A 20,109-nucleotide genomic window follows, 5' to 3' on the forward strand; every position below is an offset into this window, starting at 1 on the left:
CTTAATTAAGTTTATAACACTCTAAAAAGTGAATATGCCAGTGTTTCAATTCCTTATAATCGTTAATTATTTTCTCCCGCAGTAGACTTTTGTTGTCTTTATGGGACTTAATTAAAATACAATATATCCCATATTTGCAGTTAAATCCTTTGCGATAGGAGTTTTCAAGAGTTTTCTTATACTTAATTCTTTTAGATTCGTTTTTTATTTGCTCATTGGTTATAAATTTCAGCTCAAGAACAATTGGTCCGATAAAACTATAGGAGATAATAAAATCTGGTCTAAGATTACTAGCAGTTTGCGGCTCTCTATAAATATCGCTTTTTCTTAATCCTCTTTTTAGAAGCGAATTTTCAATTTGAATCTTTAGTGCTTTTTGTACAAAATCTTCATTAAAATCTGTTATTTTATTAGTTGGCTTATTAAATGGATCAAAGTAACCTTCATGCTGAATGAAGTTCACTATGTCTTCTTGGATAGAAGCTTTTAGAAGATTTAATAAATCATTTTCATTATAAACAGGCAAATAATTTTTGGATTTAATTTCATTGTATTTTTTGATTGAATCCAAGAAGCTTCGAGGTTTAAGAAAATCATTTGAGTATTCGATTTCGAGGTTTCTTAAATTCTGCCTGAAGGAATTTTTTTGACTTCGATTTGATTTGGAAATATAATCTGTTAGTGATTTCAAAACAGATATATCTTTTAATCGTTTCAGCCCTAAATAATAATTGTAAACTATTTTCTGCAAATAATGACTGTATTCGAAATATTTCTCCTCATTTCTAATTTGAAATGAAAAATCAAGCAAATCATTAATAGCATCCTTAAAAGTTAATTCGCTTTTTTCCATAATACACTTGGCAAAAGTCATTCTATCCAATTCTTGCTCCTTTTCTGGGTAAGGCCTTGGACCATTGGAAAGATAATTTCGAATTAATGGAAATTTTCTTTTTTTAATTTCTTCCATTCGCCAATTAAAAGCTTTATGATTGGAATACTTTGCTATTAAATATTCGTTAGCAATTTCAGCTAACGAGTAGTTATTTAAATCATCTATTGATTTATCGAATATCAATTCAAGATATTGAGAATTATTTTCTAACTCAGCTATACAGATTAGAGATTGCTGTTTTACATTGATATCAATTCGAGGATCAATTATTTTTTTAAGAAACGACTTAGCAATGGGCAACATCTCCACCCTTTTGTTTTCTTTAATAAACTCAATTAAATTTCCAGGAACGAGCCTCAAAAGGTCATCTTCTCTTTTTAAGTATTGATCTGATATTACATTATATTCTGCATCAGTTATACTACCGAATGCATCTTTAATATTATTAAGAAAATTAAAATCATCATCTTTATCATACAAAATGGGTATTAATGAGATAAAAAAATTGCGAAATATTAAAATGTCATTTTTCATTCCGAGCAGTAATGCCGCTTTCAGCAATTTAGGATAATGAACAAAATATCCGTTTTCTATCAAATACTGTTTGTCAGATACATAGTCAATTTTTATTTTAACCTTCGAAAGGTCAGATTTTGAAAAGCATTTAAGAATATATTTTCTCAGCCTATTCAGATCTTTTGAATTTGCACGGTTAAACAAAATTTCATCATTATTAATAAAATAAAAGCAGGCTTTAAATAAATCATTTCCCATTTCATTACGGAATTCTTTAAGCACGAATTCACTCGCATCTGATTCTTGAGTAATATCTTTTGTTTTTTTCTGGAAATCCTTGTAAAAGTCAGGATAAATTTGTCTTATTCCATTTAATATGGAAGTATAAGTTTTAGGATTTATAACTTGTACTTTCGCCAAAATTGAAGCAAATAGATTATTGCCCAACGGTTGTTGTGTTAAACCTCTAAAGGAACTTAAATTCTTAACAGTAAGAACAGTTGCAATTTCAGGGATAAAAGCATAATAAAAACTAATTAACTTTAAGTCAAAGAACGCTTTTAGATCTTGATTATTTTTTCCCAAAAGAGTTTTTAAGAGGTTTATAAAAAAAGAAGATCTATTAAGATCATAATAATGGCAGTTTTTTATTAATGACTTAAACACAACTCTAAGAATTTGAAGAAATTCCGGATTCCAATTATCTTTTATCCTCCTAAAAATAGGCATAATGGTCGCATTGGTGTACCCGTAATCTCGAATTGAAATTAGGTTAATTAATAACTCATCATTTTGAACTAATTTCTTTAAAAATAGGTTGATAATTTTTGGCTCATTTAGCCTATTTAACCAATTGACCGAATCCTCATTTTTACTTTTAATTCCTTCAATAATGATTTCAACAGAAAAGTCATTATCAGGGTTGGCAATTAAAGTGTAAAGCGCATATAATTTAAAAGCTTGCTCACCTTTGCGAGTGAAATATTTTTTGACTGCTTTAATATCCTTTAGAGTTTTATCTTGACCCAAAATAATAAGGCAGGAGATTACTGTATCAGTATTTCTATTATAATTTCTGAATAAATATGGGAACCCTTTTTTTATAGTTATTATTAAATCTGTTGACTTTTCATATCTTTTGCTTTTGATACCCTCTGCGATTAAAAAGAGCTTATTTGATGTACGTATCCTTTCTTCATCACTAAAAGTAATACTTTGAAGTAAATCGTTGTTAATAGGAGTATAATATTCAGGCAAGGAATAAGCTTTAGAACTTAAATAGATATTATTCTCTTGGAAATAGTTGAATGTTGTTTCAAATATTTTAGACTTCTCAACATTGCTAAATTGAGTTATATCAGCAACAGCAAATAAAGAAAACAGCTCATCTGCAATTAATCTATCTGTTGATTGAAATAGATAGTCGATAATTGTTAATAATTGCTTTCCATCAATCTCAATAACATACTTGAGCACATCAAACCAGTTCGTATAAATGTGTTTGAAATTAGGCTCTATAATCAAATCATAAAGAACCTGGGTTTTATTTCCTAGTCTAAGCAATTCCTTAGCGGCAAGATATTCCTGAAACTCGGTATTATCAAAAGCAATTTCATTAAAATCCTTTTCTTTCAATACCCTTTTTATAAAATCCTTAAGATCAAGATCATTTAAAAATATAAGGTTAATATTGGAATTTGCTTCATCTAGAAAAGTCAATAAATCATCTCTGGAAATGGAATTTACTTGAAAAATTTCCATAATGAGTGCTAATTTTTCAGTAACACGTTTTGTTATTTCAGCTCTTGATTGCTTTATCGATTTTTCCTCTAATTTTTTATATATGAACATTTCAAACAAATCAGTTCGTTTTAAATGTTTTATTCCTGAAAAAAAATCGGTTTTATATGCAAGTGAAATAATTACTTCGAGATACCTAGCTATTCTAATAACACTGCTATTCCTATTGTAGGTCGTTAATTTATAAAGAGAATTAAGTTTCGTCCCCGAAACATTCTTTATGTTTTGTTGGAGATAGTTATTGATTTGTATATCGGAAAATGGTTTGATTAGAATAAAACTAAAGTGTTTACTTCGATTGTTTAAATCCAAGATTTTTTTGAGATAGTGACTTCGGCATGCTACAACAAGTCTCAAATCTTTTTTAGTTTCTCCTAAGCGAAGGATTGAGTTTAGCGTTTCCTCGAATTTATCTGAATTAACTTCATCAAGCGCATCGAAATAGATTGTGCAACCTTCTTTTGCGACAAACTTGTCTTTCAGAGATTCTTTCTTAATAAATTGCGAAACAATTTCTGAAATTTTAGTATGATTAATTTGGGGGAGGTCAACAACTAAAGCGGCAATTTTACGCTTACGCCCTTTTACTTGGATTGCCTTTAATAATCTAGATTTCCCTACGCCTGGCTCTCCAAGAACAAAGTATCTTTTACTATCATTAAAAAAATCGTCTATTGAGAAGAGTTTGTTTTTATCATAAACTGGGTATTCAAAGTCTTCAGAAAGCTTGTCATTCTTTAATTCATCAAAATCTTTATACTTTATTAAAGTTGGTAGGATATATGTACTCATAATGTTTGAAGTCCTTGCAAATTTATTAATGAATTACAATTGTTAAGAAATCTCAACTCATTTTCAGATTCTCCCAAATGAAGGATGTAGGTGGTCATATGTTTAAATATCTACAATTTAAGAATAATGAATATATTTAATGAATATAATAAGTTAATGTAAAACTGATATATTAAACAGCAATGAAATGATAGGTCCAAAAGTAGATTATATACTTAACAATCCGATAGAAACAAGCATTGAAAAGAAGCCTTTGAGTTGAAGTTGAGTCAATGCTGACAGCCCTATAAAAATAGAGGTGCAATGATGCCAAGCATAGCGCTACCAATTAAAAAACGAACGAAGCAGCGCTTTACGGGTAAGGGGGGCTTCAACTTTGTCAGTTTTTTTGTTACTTTGTTGAACACATGATTATCATGATGAAAAAATTAGGGACTCTTCTGCTTTTTTTATTTACTCAGATGGTTTCAGCTCAAAATGTTTTAATTCCAGATAGTATTTTTAAATCTGTCTTGGTAAACAATTCAGCAATTAATACAAACGGTGATACTGAGATTCAACTTTCAGAAGCAGTGGCTTTTGCAGGTATTTTAGAAATTGGCTCTGCAGGGATTAACGATTTAACAGGAATTGAGGCTTTTACGCAATTGAGTTATTTGGATTGCAGCTTCAATATGTTGACAAGTTTAGATTTGTCTGTCAATACGACCCTTACAAAATTGTATTGTAGCTATAATCAGCTAACTAGTTTGTATTTGCCAGCAAGTGCTTCGATAGTTGAATTGTATTGTGATTCCAATCAACTCACAAGTTTGGATTTGTCTGCTAATACTGCTATTACAGTTTTGAATTGTGGTCACAATCAACTTACAAGTTTGGATTTGTCTGCCAATACAGCTATTACAGTTTTGAATTGTGGACACAATCAACTTACAAGTATAGATATGTCTAACAATTCTGCAATTGCTGAATTACATTGTGGCCATAATCAACTGACAAGTTTGGATTTGTCAGCCAATAATTCCATTACCCATTTAAGTTGTAGTAGAAACCTGCTCACGGTTTTGAATGTATCAACTAATATAGCCATAACACAATTGTTTTGCGACCATAATCACCTCACCAGTTTGGATTTGTCTTCCAATACATTCCTGACACAATTGTTTTGTGATGGCAACTCGTTATTAAATTTAGATTTGTCTGCTAACACTGCAATTACATACATTTCTTGTGCTGTCAATCAAATATCAAATTTGGACTTGTCTGCCAATACCGCATTAGTGTATTTGAATTGTTTCTCCAACCATTTAACTGATCTAAACCTATCAGACAACACTTTAATCGATAACTTGGAGTGCGCACATAACCAACTGACAAGTTTAGATTTGTCAACTAATATTGCAATTACGAAATTGTTTTGCAGTCAGAACCAACTGGACAGTCTGGATTTAAACGTCAATAGTGCTCTTACTACCCTGGTTTGCAGTTACAATCAAATTACAAGTTTAGATTTGTCAACTGATACTGCAATCACAACTTTGTATTGCGAACATAATCAACTAACAAGTCTTGACCTGTCATTCAATAGAGCTCTAAGTACCTTCCATTGTGATAATAATAACCTAAGTAATTTAAAAATTAAAAATGGACACAATATTGGATTATTTAATTTTAGAACAACCAATAACCCAAACCTGTCATGTATTGAAGTGGATAGCGTAAACTTTATGCGCAATCATTTTTCAAATATGGTTGATACCTTTACTGTGTTTTCTTCAAATTGCTCTGGGGTTGAGCCAATCAAGGGGTATATATTTAAAGACACAGACTCTAATTGTTTCTATGATTCATGGGATAGCCCGGTTGCTAATGTGCTTTTAAAACTTTATGATAGCACGAATGTGTTGGTTCAACAAATCTATAATAAAGCATCCGGTTTTTATCAGTTTAATGTTCCCATTGGAAGTTATAAAGTAGTTTTGGATACAACAGGATTTTACACTTTTCAATGTGCACAACCAGGTATCGACACCACAATTATCACTTCATTTGGCGATACAATTAATTTTGATGTGATTTGCAAATCAGGAATTGATTTAAATGTTCATTCAATCACTAACACTAATTGGGTTTTTCCAGGTCAACAGCATATCCTGAATATAAATGCAGGAGATGCTTCGCAATGGAATAATTTGAACTGCTCTTCGGGAATTGGAGGAACTGTTATGATTACAATTGGTGGCCCTGTTGCTTATGTGGGTCCGGAAGCGGGGGCTTTGGTTCCTGTTGTTTCAGGAAATACACTTACTTATTATATCCCTGATTTTGGAACGATAAATAATTCCACAGCCTTTGCAGTTTTACTGAACACCAGCACGAATGCAGTTATTGGTGATTCTGTTTGTATAAGCGCTAGCATAACACCTTCTTCAGGAGCAGAAGCAAATACATCTAACAATACAATGCATTTGTGTTATGCTGTAAGAAACTCCTATGATCCTAACACAAAGGAAAGCTATCCAATAACTGTGCTTCCTGGCTACAACAATTACTTTACCTACAAAGTAAATTTCCAGAATACCGGAACGGCGCAGGCATTTAATATAAAAGTTATCGACACGCTAGCAGCTAATTTAGATTTGAACACCTTTGAATTATTAAGTTACAGCCATGCCTGTGAAATTTCAATAGCAAGAAATATTCTTACGGCAAATTTTGAAAATATAAATCTTGCCGATAGCACTTCAAACGAGGCTGCGTCACATGGTTATTTTCAATACCGCATAAAACCATTGTCCAATCAGCTTAACGGAACACATATCAAAAACACTGCTCATATTTTCTTTGATTTTAATCCGGCTGTTGCCACCAATACTACCATCAACTCTTTTGTCTTGCCCAACTCTATAAACGAATTGCAAGAAAACGAAATAAGCATTTATCCCAATCCCGGCAATGGAATGTTTACTGTTTCAAGCAAAAGTGTGAAGGATGCTAATCTAAAAATATCCAACGTGCTGGGCGAAGTGGTTTATCAGATGCAACTGCAAAAAAACAAAGCCGCTTTAATTGATTTATCAAATCAACCAAAGGGTGTTTATGTTTTGAGAATGGAGGAGGAGGGCAAGCGGTTTTTGAATAAGAAAATTGTTATTCAATAGTTGAATTAATCAAAATTGGTTTTCTTCAAACTAAGAAGCATTTCAATGTCTTGATGGCTTTGGTTCGACATTCGGTCGGTAGACTCCACAATTGAAGCTCAACTGAAAAGTTGGGCTTTTGTTTTTTTTATATTATTATGTTTGTATTATGTATTTTAGACGTATCACAAGCCCCCTCGAGATTAACCATTTAGTAAAGTGGTTCTGGGTGCTCGAAACGAACGCTTTATTTGAATATGTCGGCACAGCAGATACCTGTCCTGAACTAATCTTCAGCTTTAAGGGAAATGCTTCTTCTGTCCTTATTGGACAATCTTCGACAACCCGTCATTTTCATATTGATGGCGGGGTAGGTATGATCGGTATAGTCTTTCAACCAGGAGCGCTTTACCGCCTTACAGGAATACCTGGCTATCTTTTTAATAATAAATGTCAGGATCCTCAGGAAATATTTGGAAAGCGGGGTAAAGAAATTGACGGAAAGATCGCGAATGCAGTAGACACGGGTGAGCGGATACAACTTTTATCAGACTTTGTTTTGCAACAACAAAGTCTTTTGAATAAAGACGATACATTTTTGACAAGTGCCAGCCTTCTTGAGGAAAACCCATGGTGTGCAAACCTGGCTGTGCTTGCTTCGTCTTTGCACCTTTCTCCCAGGCAATTCGAACGGAGGTTCAAGACCAGCACTGGGATGTCGCCTATATTATTTTCGCGCATCGCACGTTTTAAAAAGAGTTTACTCCAAGCCGAAGAAAAGCTCAGCGATATCGCATACAACTGTGGTTATTTTGATCAGTCACATTTTATCCGTGATTTCAAGCAGTTTTACGGGCTGCGCCCCAACCAATACTTTTCAGGTAAGATTGCAGGAGCGGAACTGATTTCTTCACGACCGGCATAGGCTTGTCGCATTTATACAATTTTACCGGTCTTACGCTTCAATATATTTGCCTGAAAAAAGTATGAACAAAAACAGGTATCAACAAAAGGAAATGGAATTCATTAGCAGTTACGGGCTAACAACTAATGAGCATTTTATTTCAATATCAGAAACAGGCAAAAAAGTGAGGGTGCTCGAAATGGGATCGGGTCCGGCTTTGCTTTGCATTCATGGTAATCCAAATGCAGGGCTCACCTGGTTACCCCTCGTAAGCGAGTTGAAAAATTTCAGATGCCTGCTCCTTGACCGGCCGGGTTGTGGACTGAGTGATGAGATCAGCTATAAAAATCTGGGTACAGAAACGCATACAAAGATTGTAGTAAATACCATTGAGGCGGTACTCGATTATTTCAAATTGAGGTCTGTGAACCTGCTTGGAAGTTCGAACGGGAGCGACTGGACTTTATTATTTGCACTGCATAAGCCTGAAAGAGTTATGAAGATGATACATGAAGGCTGCCCCGGATTCATTGAAGACATGTTACTAGTCCCCTCTATGAAGATGATGGACAGCAAGCTGATGTTGTGGATGATTCCGCGTTTGCCCTCCAGTGTTTTTATGACCAAATCAATACTGAAACAGATAGGACACAGCTATTCTGTCAACAATAATAAAATAACTCAAAATTATTTCGAGTGGTATGTTACGCTTGCGAATTCTACGCGAACCATAATTAATGACTTTGCTTATTCAGGAGCTGTATACACGGGCGGTAAAGGAAAAATAGCGCCCTCATTTATTATCTCGAATGAAAAATTAAAAGGTATACGAAATGAAACACTTGTCCTTTGGGGAACAGATGATCCATTCGGAGGTGATGCGGTAGCACAAAAATTTACAACAGCGTTTCCGGTTGCAAATTTGAAACTGTTTGCAAATAGCGGCCACTTACCCTGGCTTGATCAGCCTTTGCAACATGCTAAAGCGATTGCAGAATTCTTATCTGCTAAGGCTGATTAAATTCAAAAATCAGAATATAAACCTAAGTCAAGTAAAGTTTGTAGATCATGAATCTGCCGGTTCGACATTCGGTCGGTAGACTCCACAAAAGCAGAAAGAGAAAGAGAGCGAAGAGCGATCGTTCTCTTTCTGCTTTTTTTTCTTCTCATCCTGTTCCTCGCTCTAGATTCCTATTCGCATTGTGGAATTTAGATTTTACGGAATCATTCCTATTTACGTTTAGTCCCTTTTCTTTTATAATCTAAGCTCAGATCTGGGTGATTTAATTTTAATTTTCAACAACGAGCAATCCAGTCTTCACGAATTCACCGTTACTTATTATCTTATAAAAATAGGTTCCGACAGCTAAATCCTTTCTTAAAAAAATTGTTTCAGTTTTGTCTATTGAAAGTTCCTTTACCATTTTTCCCAAAGCATCGGTTAAAACAAAAGTTGATTTTGCATTTACAATTTTTTGATCAACATAAATCATGGTATATTCAGAAAAGAGATTTGGAAAAACCTCCACATCAAGTAATTCTCTATCCTTGCCTAGTATTGATAATGGATTCTCCAGAATAGTATCATGTATACATATTGAACAATTATTAGAATCGGCTACACAAACGTATAAAATACAGGATGGTAAATTTGAAATAGTGTTTGCATCAATTGTTCCATAAAGGGGAAAGCGTGTATATGTGTAGGGAGGAACTCCACCGCCTGCGTTTATTGTTATACTTCCATTAGCACAGGCAACGCAAAAAGTATTTTGAATTTGATGACTGCTAAGGATGGGAGAAGGAGAAGTATTAGTTACAATCAGGGAATCAATGCCTCCCATTGCATCCATAACTTTAACTGCATGAGTCCCTGCTGCAAAATTATTTTTTTGATTCAATAAGCTTACTATGCCATCATAGTAATAGGTAAACGGGGGAAAGCCAGTGGCAGTAACAATGATTTTACCGTTCTGGTTTCCATAACAAGGTATGTTTGTTTGAGAGGTTTTTATTGTACAGTTAAGGTCAATAGAGTCTGCAGAGGTATAATAACAAGTTTGGTTATACCCCCAATAAGCTAATTTATAGATACCACGAATACCTTTGAAATTAAACACAACATGAGTAAAAAATTAATTAAAATTTTAGTCAATTACTCATCAGCCTTGATTTTTTTCTTACTTTTTGATCAAGCAAAAAGTAAGAAAACCCCCATTGAAAGGAAAGCCTAGCATAGATTCCCAATATTCAATCAACTTAATCAAATAAAAAAAATCAAGATAAAATATGCAAAATATAATGCCATCCTAAATTAAGAGATTGACTTTTACTTAGTAATCAACTGTTCCGCAAAAATCAAATCCGCCGGATTCGTAATTTTAATATTCTCCACATTCCCTTCCACCAAATTAATTGCACCACCGGCAGCTTCCAACACCGATGCACAATCAGTAAACGATGCCTGAAAGGGGAGGGAGTAAGCTTTTTTTATCACATCCACTTGAAAACACTGTGGTGTCTGAATCATCCGGAAATGTTCCCGCACCTGAGCTTCATTTTTAGTTCCAATTATTTTCCGAATGGAATCACTCAGCGGAATACTTGGTACAGCATTTCCATGCGCAAGCGCGCCGCTATAAGCACTTAATAAAGTAGACTTATTTACCAAAGGTCGAACTCCATCGTGGATGGCTACTATTCCTGCCTCCTCAATACATTCCAATCCTTTTTGAACCGAATGAAAACGCGTTTCTCCGCCGACAGCAGTGCGGTGCGGGATTCGAAAAGAATGCACCGAACAAAGTACTTGCCACTCGTCCAATTGCACTTTCGGCAAAACCACAATTAGTTCAATAGTTGCATCAAAATCGTGAAACTTTTGCAAGGTATGCATCAATACCGGCGTACCTGCTAAGAGCATAAATTGCTTTGGTATTACTGATTTCATGCGAGTTCCGCTCCCACCGGCAACAATTACGGCAAACTTTTTCATGTTGTAAAATTGGAAGGTAAAGCTACAAATGGAAATTATATTCTTAGCCAATAAAATATTTCTAAGTTTTATTATATTTGAAATTCAAAAATTAAAATCGATTAGTATGAAAAAAATAGCTACACTTATAATTATTGCATTGGCAAGCACTACCCTTTTTGCTCAACCATGTACTCCCAACACTAAGTCAATAAAATTTGATGGAACATCCACCGTAATTGACTTAGGTACTGCCGCTAATTTAGCTCCCGATTCAGCTATTACTGTTGAAGCTTGGATTAAACCAAGTGTGTTTGCAGTGAGTTCCTTTCAAAATACGATTGTTAGCAAGGATGGCTGGAGTGCCGGCGAAGGTGGATTTGTGCTGCGATGTGGCGGAAATGGAATATTATCTTTTAACATTGCCGGAAAAAGTTTTGCAGGCGTTTCCAATAGCTGGAAAGAAGCTGTTTCACCTGCAGCTGCATTGCCTTTAAACACCTGGTCGCATGTGGCCGGTACCTTTGACGGCACTACCATAAAATGCTTTGTAAACGGCGTTCAAGTTGGTTCTTTGGCCTATTCCGGTACAATTGATAAAAATGCGCAATACATTACCCGTGTAGGCCGTTTGGCCGATAATCAAGGTGCATCTCAAACCCGTTTCTTTAATGGATATATTGATGAAGTACGCATTTGGGAGCGCGCATTAAGCGCATCCGAATTAGTTGCAAATTTGAACGATCAAATTAACCCCGCCGGCCAAAGTAGATTACGCGGATATTGGAGATTTAACGAAGGAAGTGGAAGCACCACAGCTGATTTAGGCAGCGGCAACAATTTGGGTACAATAACTGGAGGCGTGTGGGATAATGCTGTTCCATTTAACACAGCTGTAGTATCTAGCGCAATTTCTGGACCTTCATCCGTTGCACCTGGAACAAGCACCAATTATGCAGTGAGCACGCATGTGGGGAGTTCTTACAATTGGTTGGTAACCAATGGAGCTGTTTCTGCCGGGCAAAATACCAGTGGAGTTACTATCCTTTGGGGATCTTCAGGAGCGGGTAGCATTACGTTAATTGAGTCCAATGGAGCCTGTGCTGATACTGCCGTTTTAAATTTATGGGTAGGTACTGTTGGTATTTCCAATATTGATGCTAAAAAAAGTGTTTCCATTTCACCCAATCCTGTGAAAGATAAAGCCATCATCACTTTTCCAATGGCAGATGCTACAACAGTTAAAATAATGGACATGCTTGGAAATGAAGTGGCAGTGTTGAATTCCGAAAGCAAAGGAAGTATCGTCTTTAACCGAAGCGGAATTAAAAGCGGAATTTATTTTTATCAAATAAGCACCGATAGACATTCCATAGCTACCGGTAAACTAGTAATAGAATAAAGCGCTAAATTTTTTCAAAAAGTTTTGTCCACCCATTACTATCCCCCGCCGGCGGGGGCAGGGGGTGGTCAGCAGGACTGCAGCTTTCATCAAAAAGCGGCTATCAGACTGACACATATCATTCTTTTAACTGCATTTTCTATCTTACTTTGCCTGCTCTGAAATAAATTACATCATGGGATACATTCGAATTACCAAACGATTTTATTTTGAAATGGCACATGCCCTGTATGGGTATGACGGACCGTGCAAAAATGTGCATGGTCATTCGTATCGTCTTCACGTAACAGTAAAGGGCAAGGTTATTTCAAATCCCAATCACCCTAAATTGGGAATGATTATGGACTTTAAAGACCTAAAAAATATCGTAAAGCCCATAGTGGATGAGCTCGACCATGCTACTGCGTTGAATGCAAATTCACCACATAAAGACCTTTCTCTTAATAATTTATTGTTTCAAAAATTGGTGTTATTGCCTTATCAGCCTACTTGCGAAAATTTGTTGTTGGATATTGCACACCGCATCAAAGGCCAGTTGCCGGAGCACATCACATTGCATCACCTGCTCCTTCAAGAAACACCAAGTTCATACGCAGAGTGGTTTGCCGACGACAATTAAAAATTTGTATAAAGGAACCTATTATTGTTTTTACACAAAACACGCAATCGCTCGCTTCCAGCGAGTGTCAGCTATCCTCAGGCATCTTGCCAATTTACCCAACTCCAAAGCATCTTCCCAACTCAATCTCCATCGCTCGCTTCCAGCGAGTTCACTCAGTCGCTCGCTTCCAGCGAGTGTTAGCTATTCAATGGCATCTTGCCAAACCCTCAATTCTCTGATGCTACAAAAGTGTTAATCATCTAAAGATTCAGAATCGTACAAGAATCATTACACGCTGTTTTAGCAGAATTATTAACTTAGTCGGCTAAGCAAAAATTAACCTCAATTTTAATGCAATTCATGAGAAATCGAATACTTTATTTATTCATTGGCTTATTACTTTCCCACCAAGCTTTTAGTCAGGCTTTTAAACATCCCGAAGGAAAATTCTATAAAATAAATGGTTCCAATTTATGGGTTGAATTGTTGGGAAAAGGGGACCCGCTTTTTATTATCAGCGGTGGTCCGGGTGGCGCACATTCAGGGATGCATAATTTTGATCCCATGCAAGATTCGGCAACATTGGTATATATCGATAATTTTGGCCGAGGTAAATCGGATACAGCTAAAGTGGTAAGTGAATACAGCTTAGCGCGCGATGTAAGCGATATCGAAGGCTTACGCATCGCTTTGCATTACGATAAAATTAATATTCTTGGTCATTCTTATGGAAGCATTGTGGCACAACAATATGCCGTGGATTTTCCGGATCGCCTCAAACATTTAATTATTGCTAATGGTTTTTTTAGTGGTGAAATGTGGCAAGAAAACGACAATAACAGCAACCATGAAATAAAGGAAAATTATCCCGAAGTGTGGGAACGTCTTATGAAAGTGAGAGCCAATGGCGCACATTCCAGTAGTAAAGAACATCAAAAAATATATAGCGAAGTGCCCTATGGTTTCTTATACGCGTATAATCCCGAAAAATTTCGAACCAGTTTGGATCCCGATTACCCCAATCAGCTGAACACCAAATTATACTACCAAATGGTTGGCGATGATGGTGATTTTATTATTGGTGGGGATGTTGGAAATTTTGATGTACGTACAAAATTAAGAGACTTGAAAATGCCGGTCTTTGTGGCTGCCGGAAGATACGACAGAGTTTCGGTGCCAATTTTTGCAGTACAATACAAAAAATATTGCCCCCAAGCTAAATTTGTAATGTTCGAACATTCAGGGCATAATCCACAAGTGGAAGAGCCAGATGCCTATTTTAAATTGTTGCGCGCTTTTTTGCGGAACTAAATGGTGAAATCATTCTAGGGTTCCAATCTTATTTCTTTTGTTAATTTTGGAAGCGTTTTAAGCATTTTCTATGTCCTCTGAGTGGATAATTATTCTCATTTCTCTTTTATGTTGCGCCTTTTTTTCAGGAATGGAAATAGCCTTCCTCACGTCCAATAAATTACGTATAGAATTAGAGAATAAACAAAACTATTTGCCGGCTCGCGCACTTTCCTTTTTTTTAAAAAAGCCTGCTCAATTTATTGCAACCTGCCTGGTAGGAAATAATATTTCGCTGGTGATTTATGGATTATACATGGCCATGATTCTAGAACCGGTAATACATCCCTATTTAACTTCTCATGCTGGTTTGCTTATTGTGCAAACTATTATTTCTACTGCTATCGTGCTGCTCACAGCAGAGTTTCTGCCCAAAGCCTTATTTCGTATTAATCCTAACCGTACCTTAAATTTATTTGCCATCCCATTTCTGGTGATTTATTGGATACTTTATCCGGTTGTGCTGCTTTCGATTGGTTTATCGGAATTTTTGTTGAAGAAGTTATTTAAAGTCAAGCTAGACAATGATACCTTTGTTTTTGGTCGCGTCGACTTAGATAATTATGTGCGTCAGGTTACCTCCAGCAATGAAGAAAACGAGGAGCTGGATCATGAAATACAAATTTTTCAGAATGCACTCGATTTTTCGGCGGTAAAAGTGCGCGAATGCATGGTTCCGCGTACCGAAATTGTGGCACTTGATGTCAACGAATCGATTGAAACCTTGCGTCAAAAATTTGTGGAAACGCACCTCTCCAAAATTTTAATCTACGATACAAGCATCGACCATTTAATTGGTTATGTGCATTCGTATGAATTATTTAAGAAACCGGAAAGTATCCGCGCTGTTTTGCTTCCTGTAATCATTGCCCCCGAATCCATGACAGCCAATGTAATTTTATCACAGCTCATAAAACAGCGCAAAAGCATGGCAGTAGTGGTCGATGAATTTGGTGGGACTTCAGGAATGCTTACCATTGAAGATATCATGGAAGAAATTTTTGGGGAGATTGAAGACGAGCACGACAAAGAAGAATCCGTCGAAAAAGTAATCAGCGAATCAGAGTACATATTTTCGGCACGCCTCGAAATCGATTACCTCAACAAAGAATACAAGTTGCATTTGCCCGAAAGTGAAGATTATGAAACCCTTGGCGGACTAATTCTTAACCAGCACGAAAGCATCCCCGAACTAAACGAAGAAATAAGCATGGAAGGCTTTAATTTCGTAATCCTTGCCGTAAATGGCCGTATGGTCGAGCAAGTCAAATTAAAGGTTATAGATGATTAGTTCCATTAATGCTTAAACTTCGCTTGCTTCCACAAAAACTGTCACTCGCTTCCAGCGCGTGTCAGCTATCCCTTGGCATCTTGCCAATCTACCGCAAACCACCATTGCCCATCAGCGTTAATAGTTGTTAATTCTATAACAACCACCCCTGCATCTTTCACATTATCCTAATTTTGCTCGAAATCAAAAAGTTTTAGAATTAGCAATAATTCTGCTTACTTTGTGTTAATCTGAAATGAAAAGAATAGCCGCAAGTTTTTTATTGCTTTTTACCTGTTTTCACGCGTTTGCACAGCCAAAGGATGTAAAGACGAAAGAATTAGGTATTATGCTTGGCGCATCGGGCTATGCGGGCGAGTTAAATCCCTATAATCAATTTAGTAAATTAATGCGCCCTGCCGGGGGATTGGTTTTTCGTAAAGCACTGAACCGCAGGTATGCTTTTAAAAGTTCATTGCTCTACGGAAGCATTAAGGGCGACGATGCACAAGCCAACAATGCCTTTCAAAAAAATCGTAACTTAAATTTTAAATCCATTTTGCTGGAAGTGTCCGGACAATTTGAGTTCAATTTTTTGCCTTATGAACTCGGAAACCCCGAACTACCTTGGACTCCCTATATTTTTTGTGGACTTTCCGGTTTTTACTTTAATCCCAAAGGCAATCAAGACGGCACTTGGCGTGAATTGAGACCATTATCAACAGAAGGTCAAGGAGTTATACCGGGTAAACGGAATTATATGCGTACCCAGCTTTCCTTTCCTTTTGGATTGGGTTTAAAAGCTAACCTGGGCGATAATTTTGCATTTTCGATGGAAGTAGGCTTGCGCCGCACCTTTACGGATTATTTGGATGATGTAGGCGGCACTTATCCTGATCAAACTGCCTTAGGAATCGCAAAAGGGCCAATTGCTGTGCTGTATTCGGATCCCGGCTTAAATCAAGACATCAATAATAATTTCCGGCAACGTGGGAATTCTCAGAACAAAGATTGGTACTCTTTTTCAGGAATTATGATCACCTATTACCTGCGAAAAAAGCCACCTGAATGTCCTGCTTATCTTTATTGATATTATTGTAACTTCGCGCACTTTTAAAACGTCACACTACGTGTGAATTGAGTAAAAATGAATAACCTGGATAAATTAGTAAAAGATAAACTGCCGCAACACATTGCCGTAATTATGGATGGCAATGGCCGATGGGCTAAAAAGCAGGGAGAAGAGCGGGTTTTTGGACATCAAAATGGTGTGGTTGCAGTAAAAGATACGGTGGAAGGAGCAGCTGAAATTGGGATTAAGTTTTTAACACTTTATGCTTTCAGTACCGAAAACTGGAACCGTCCTCAAAATGAAGTGGATGCATTGATGTCGCTTTTAATTAGCACCATCAGCAAGGAAACAGCTACGCTAACCAAAAACAACATCCGCCTACAGGCAATTGGTGATTTAAAAAGCTTACCCGGCGATTGCTATAACGAACTAATGGAAGCTATTGAAGTTACTTCCAAAAACACCCGTATGACTCTAGTATTGGCGTTAAGTTATAGCTCAAAGTGGGAAATAACCAATGCCCTCAAACAAATTGCAAGTAAAATCGAAAAGCATGAACTAAGCGCTACTGATGTAAATGAAAGCCTTATTGAATCGATGCTTTGCACCCTAAATATTCCTGACCCCGAATTATTAATCCGCACCAGCGGCGAGCATCGGATTAGTAATTTTTTGCTTTGGCAGATTGCTTATGCTGAGTTTTATTTTACCGATAAGCTATGGCCCGATTTCCGCAAGCAAGACCTGGTTGATGCAATTCTTGATTACCAAAACCGCGAACGCAGATTTGGCAAAACCAGTGAACAAATTTCTATACAGTAAGCAATTCTATGTTTCATAAATTCCTCCTTTTTACTTTTTTAACCCTGTTTTCATTTGTAGCAAACGCCCAACAAAGTATAGGAAATACAGACGATGTGTTTAATCCAAGCCTTTCGCGCAGTTACGAATTAGGTGGAGTAACTGTAAATGGCACACAGTTTCTCGATAACAATGTCCTAATCAACCTTTCGGGACTGGTAATTGGTGATAAAATTGAAGTGCCGGGCGAAAAAATTACCAAAGCCATCAAAAATTTATGGGATCAAAACCTGTTTTCAGATATTTCTGTCTCTATCGATAAAATTCAAAATGGAACCGTATTTCTTACGATTGATGTAACGGAACTTCCACGATTGGCTAGGTTTTCATTTAGCGGATTAAAAAAATCGGATGCGGACGATATCCGCGAAAAAATTAAATTAATTAAAGGAAAAATTGTAAACGAAAACCTTATCGTTACCACCCGTAACAAAGTGAAGGAATATTTTATCGATAAAGGGTTCTTGAATACTACCGTTACTGTTGAACAAAAAAATGATACCACACAAGCCAACAGTGTTATACTCTACATCAATGTTCGCAAAGGAAAAAAGGTAAAAATTCACGACATTATTTTTGAAGGAAATACTTCCATCATTTCCCGAAAATTGCGCAAAGCCATGAAGGATACAAAGCGCAAAAAATGGTATACATTTTACAATACTTCAAAATACATTGCCGAAACGTATGAAAAGGACAAAGCGCACGTGATTGATAAGTACAACAGTGAAGGATTTAGAGATGCAAAAATTATTGAAGATACTGTTTACAAGCATTCCAAAAATCGACTCGATATCAAAATCAAAATAGAGGAAGGGAAAAAATACTATTTCCGCAATATTACATGGATTGGAAATTCAAAGCATACCACTAAGGAATTAAGTTCTATCCTGGGCATTAAACGTGGCGATGTGTTTGATCAATCACTGCTCGATCAGCGTTTACAAATGAATCAGGAAGGGAGAGATGTTTCCTCCTTGTATATGGATGATGGTTATTTATTCTTCTCTGTTACCCCAATTGAAATATTAGTAGAAAATGATTCCATCGATTTCGAGATGCGCATTTATGAAGGGAAGCAGGCCACTATCAACAAAGTAACAGTTATCGGAAATACCAAAACAAACGACCGCGTAATTATGCGTGAAATTCGCACCAAACCGGGACAATTATTTAGTCGTGCCGATATTATCCGTTCACAACGGGAGTTGGCGCAATTGAGCTATTTTGATGCTGAAAAATTGGGTGTTAACCCTAAGCCCAATCCGGTAGATGGGACTGTTGATATAGAGTATGTAGTTGAAGAAAAGCCAAGCGATCAAATTGAGCTTTCGGGAGGTTGGGGAAATAAAACGGTTGTAGGAACGCTCGGTGTTTCTTTCAATAACTTTTCGACCCGCAATTTTTTAAAGAAAAATACTTGGCGACCTTTGCCTGCCGGCGATGGTCAAACCCTTAGTATTCGTGCGCAATCAAATGGATTGCAGTACCAAAGCTACAACCTCTCTTTTGTGGAGCCTTGGTTAGGAGGTAAAAAGCCAAACTCATTCAGTGTTTCTGCCTATTATTCTGTTTTGTCGAACGCACTTAAGCGCAGCGATCCGGAACGCAGGTCGCTCAATATTTACAACCTCAGCATGGGTTTAGGAAAGCGTTTGCAAGTACCGGATGATTATTTTACTTTTTATAACGAAATCAATTATCAATACTATGTGTTAAACAATTATAACATTGGTGTTTTTTCGGTGGCAAACGGGTTCTTTAATAATTTAAGTTATAGAGCAAATTTATCACGTAATTCAATTGATGCGCCTATTTATCCCCGCAAAGGCTCACAACTTACCGCTTCCTTACAAATTACACCTCCTTATTCCTTGATGCGAAAAAAAGATAAGGATGGAAACGAAATTGATTATGCTACTGCCAGTGAGCAAGAGCGTTATCGTTTTATCGAGTACCATAAATGGAAATTTACAGCATCTTGGTTTACCCCTTTGGATAAGGATCAAAAATTGGTGCTTAACACCAAAGCAGGATTCGGTTTCTTAGGCATGTTTAACAGTAAAATCGGTACTTCTCCTTTTGAGCGTTTTTATTTAGGAGGTAGCGGATTAAGTGGATTTTCGCAATTCGATGGTCGAGAAATCATTGCTTTGCGCGGATACGATGACGGGGCAGTTTCGCCTTCCACCGGAGCCAGTGCAATTGCCAAGTATACTATGGAATTAAGGTATCCCGTTTCACTAAACCCGAGTGCCACTATTTATGGTCTGGTATTTGCCGAAGCCGGAAATTCCTGGGGGAGCATTAAACAGTTTAAACCCTTTGAAGTCAAACGTCAGGCAGGAGCTGGGGTTCGTATCTTTTTGCCGATGTTTGGATTGCTTGGATTAGATTATGGCTGGGGCTTCGATGATATTCCCGGTCGCAGCGATACAGGCGGTGGAAAAGGGCGATTTAACTTCACCATTGGTGCGAACCTGGGAGACTTATAATATCAGTTAATTTAGTATTTTCGCACACTTTTAAAAT

At 36.6% G+C, this 20,109-nt stretch carries 13 protein-coding genes; 10 read left to right on the plus strand and 3 right to left on the minus strand.

The genetic code is table 11. The features are described from left to right. Position 1: 1 nt before the first annotated feature. A complete protein-coding gene (locus IPP32_05145; GenBank protein MBL0047469.1) occupies positions 2 to 4,003 on the minus strand; it encodes a hypothetical protein in 4,002 nt (1,333 codons plus the stop codon). 416 nt (positions 4,004 to 4,419) lie between these two features. Here IPP32_05145 and IPP32_05150 point away from each other — a divergent pair, with 416 nt between their 5' ends. The 3 genes from IPP32_05150 (at position 4,420) to IPP32_05160 (ending at position 9,068) form a co-directional block, all read left to right on the plus strand. Continuing rightward, the gene (locus IPP32_05150; protein MBL0047470.1) at positions 4,420 to 7,164 is read left to right on the plus strand and encodes a leucine-rich repeat domain-containing protein; all 2,745 of its coding nucleotides are present in this window, start codon (positions 4,420 to 4,422) and stop codon (positions 7,162 to 7,164) included. Positions 7,165 to 7,372: 208 nt separating this feature from the next. Beyond that, entirely contained in the window at positions 7,373 to 8,068 is a 696-nt protein-coding gene (locus IPP32_05155; GenBank protein ID MBL0047471.1) for a helix-turn-helix transcriptional regulator, read from the plus strand. Positions 8,069 to 8,129: 61 nt separating this feature from the next. Beyond that, a complete protein-coding gene (locus tag IPP32_05160; GenBank protein MBL0047472.1) occupies positions 8,130 to 9,068 on the plus strand; it encodes an alpha/beta hydrolase in 939 nt (312 codons plus the stop codon). Between the two features lie 268 nt (positions 9,069 to 9,336). On the opposite strand, the gene IPP32_05165 is transcribed toward IPP32_05160, so the two are convergent. Then, positions 9,337 to 10,167: a T9SS type A sorting domain-containing protein gene (locus IPP32_05165; protein MBL0047473.1), complete on the minus strand. Its 831-nt coding sequence runs from the start codon at positions 10,165 to 10,167 to the stop codon at positions 9,337 to 9,339. Positions 10,168 to 10,376: 209 nt separating this feature from the next. Beyond that, positions 10,377 to 11,042: a 2-C-methyl-D-erythritol 4-phosphate cytidylyltransferase gene (locus IPP32_05170; GenBank protein ID MBL0047474.1), complete on the minus strand. Its 666-nt coding sequence runs from the start codon at positions 11,040 to 11,042 to the stop codon at positions 10,377 to 10,379. Between the two features lie 106 nt (positions 11,043 to 11,148). Between IPP32_05170 and IPP32_05175 the strand changes: the two genes are divergently transcribed. The 7 genes from IPP32_05175 to bamA all read left to right on the plus strand — a co-directional run bounded on the left by IPP32_05175 (position 11,149) and on the right by bamA (position 20,072). Continuing rightward, entirely contained in the window at positions 11,149 to 12,423 is a 1,275-nt protein-coding gene (locus IPP32_05175) for a T9SS type A sorting domain-containing protein (GenBank protein MBL0047475.1), read from the plus strand. Positions 12,424 to 12,598: 175 nt separating this feature from the next. Next, the gene (locus IPP32_05180) at positions 12,599 to 13,042 is read left to right on the plus strand and encodes a 6-carboxytetrahydropterin synthase (protein ID MBL0047476.1); all 444 of its coding nucleotides are present in this window, start codon (positions 12,599 to 12,601) and stop codon (positions 13,040 to 13,042) included. Between the two features lie 342 nt (positions 13,043 to 13,384). Next, complete coding sequence (locus IPP32_05185) at positions 13,385 to 14,335, plus strand: alpha/beta fold hydrolase (GenBank protein ID MBL0047477.1); 951 nt, start codon at positions 13,385 to 13,387, stop codon at positions 14,333 to 14,335. A 70-nt stretch (positions 14,336 to 14,405) separates the two neighbouring features. Further along, on the plus strand, positions 14,406 to 15,665 hold the full coding sequence (locus tag IPP32_05190) for an HlyC/CorC family transporter (GenBank protein MBL0047478.1): 1,260 nt from the start codon (positions 14,406 to 14,408) through the stop codon (positions 15,663 to 15,665). A gap of 235 nt (positions 15,666 to 15,900) precedes the next feature. After that, positions 15,901 to 16,734, plus strand: a complete 834-nt coding sequence (locus IPP32_05195; GenBank protein MBL0047479.1) for a hypothetical protein — start codon at positions 15,901 to 15,903, stop codon at positions 16,732 to 16,734. 57 nt (positions 16,735 to 16,791) lie between these two features. Then, positions 16,792 to 17,538 (plus strand): isoprenyl transferase, encoded by a 747-nt coding sequence (locus IPP32_05200; GenBank protein MBL0047480.1) that lies wholly within the window; start codon positions 16,792 to 16,794, stop codon positions 17,536 to 17,538. An 8-nt stretch (positions 17,539 to 17,546) separates the two neighbouring features. Further along, entirely contained in the window at positions 17,547 to 20,072 is a 2,526-nt protein-coding gene (gene bamA / locus IPP32_05205) for an outer membrane protein assembly factor BamA (protein ID MBL0047481.1), read from the plus strand. Positions 20,073 to 20,109 lie beyond the last annotated feature (37 nt).

The organism is Bacteroidota bacterium, assembly GCA_016721765.1.
GTDB lineage: Bacteria > Bacteroidota > Bacteroidia > UBA4408 > UBA4408 > UBA4408.

Bases quoted from the DNA above. Each gene is read 5' to 3' on its own strand.
- IPP32_05200 (MBL0047480.1), top strand. From the start codon at position 16,792: ATGAATAACCTGGATAAATTAGTAAAAGATAAACTGCCGCAACACATT.
- IPP32_05195 (MBL0047479.1), top strand. From the start codon at position 15,901: ATGAAAAGAATAGCCGCAAGTTTTTTATTGCTTTTTACCTGTTTTCAC.
- IPP32_05150 (MBL0047470.1), top strand. From the start codon at position 4,420: ATGATGAAAAAATTAGGGACTCTTCTGCTTTTTTTATTTACTCAGATG.
- IPP32_05180 (MBL0047476.1), top strand. From the start codon at position 12,599: ATGGGATACATTCGAATTACCAAACGATTTTATTTTGAAATGGCACAT.
- IPP32_05160 (MBL0047472.1), top strand. From the start codon at position 8,130: ATGAACAAAAACAGGTATCAACAAAAGGAAATGGAATTCATTAGCAGT.
- IPP32_05185 (MBL0047477.1), top strand. From the start codon at position 13,385: ATGAGAAATCGAATACTTTATTTATTCATTGGCTTATTACTTTCCCAC.
- bamA (MBL0047481.1), top strand. From the start codon at position 17,547: ATGTTTCATAAATTCCTCCTTTTTACTTTTTTAACCCTGTTTTCATTT.
- IPP32_05175 (MBL0047475.1), top strand. From the start codon at position 11,149: ATGAAAAAAATAGCTACACTTATAATTATTGCATTGGCAAGCACTACC.
- IPP32_05190 (MBL0047478.1), top strand. From the start codon at position 14,406: ATGTCCTCTGAGTGGATAATTATTCTCATTTCTCTTTTATGTTGCGCC.
- IPP32_05145 (MBL0047469.1), bottom strand. From the start codon at position 4,003: ATGAGTACATATATCCTACCAACTTTAATAAAGTATAAAGATTTTGAT.
- IPP32_05170 (MBL0047474.1), bottom strand. From the start codon at position 11,042: ATGAAAAAGTTTGCCGTAATTGTTGCCGGTGGGAGCGGAACTCGCATG.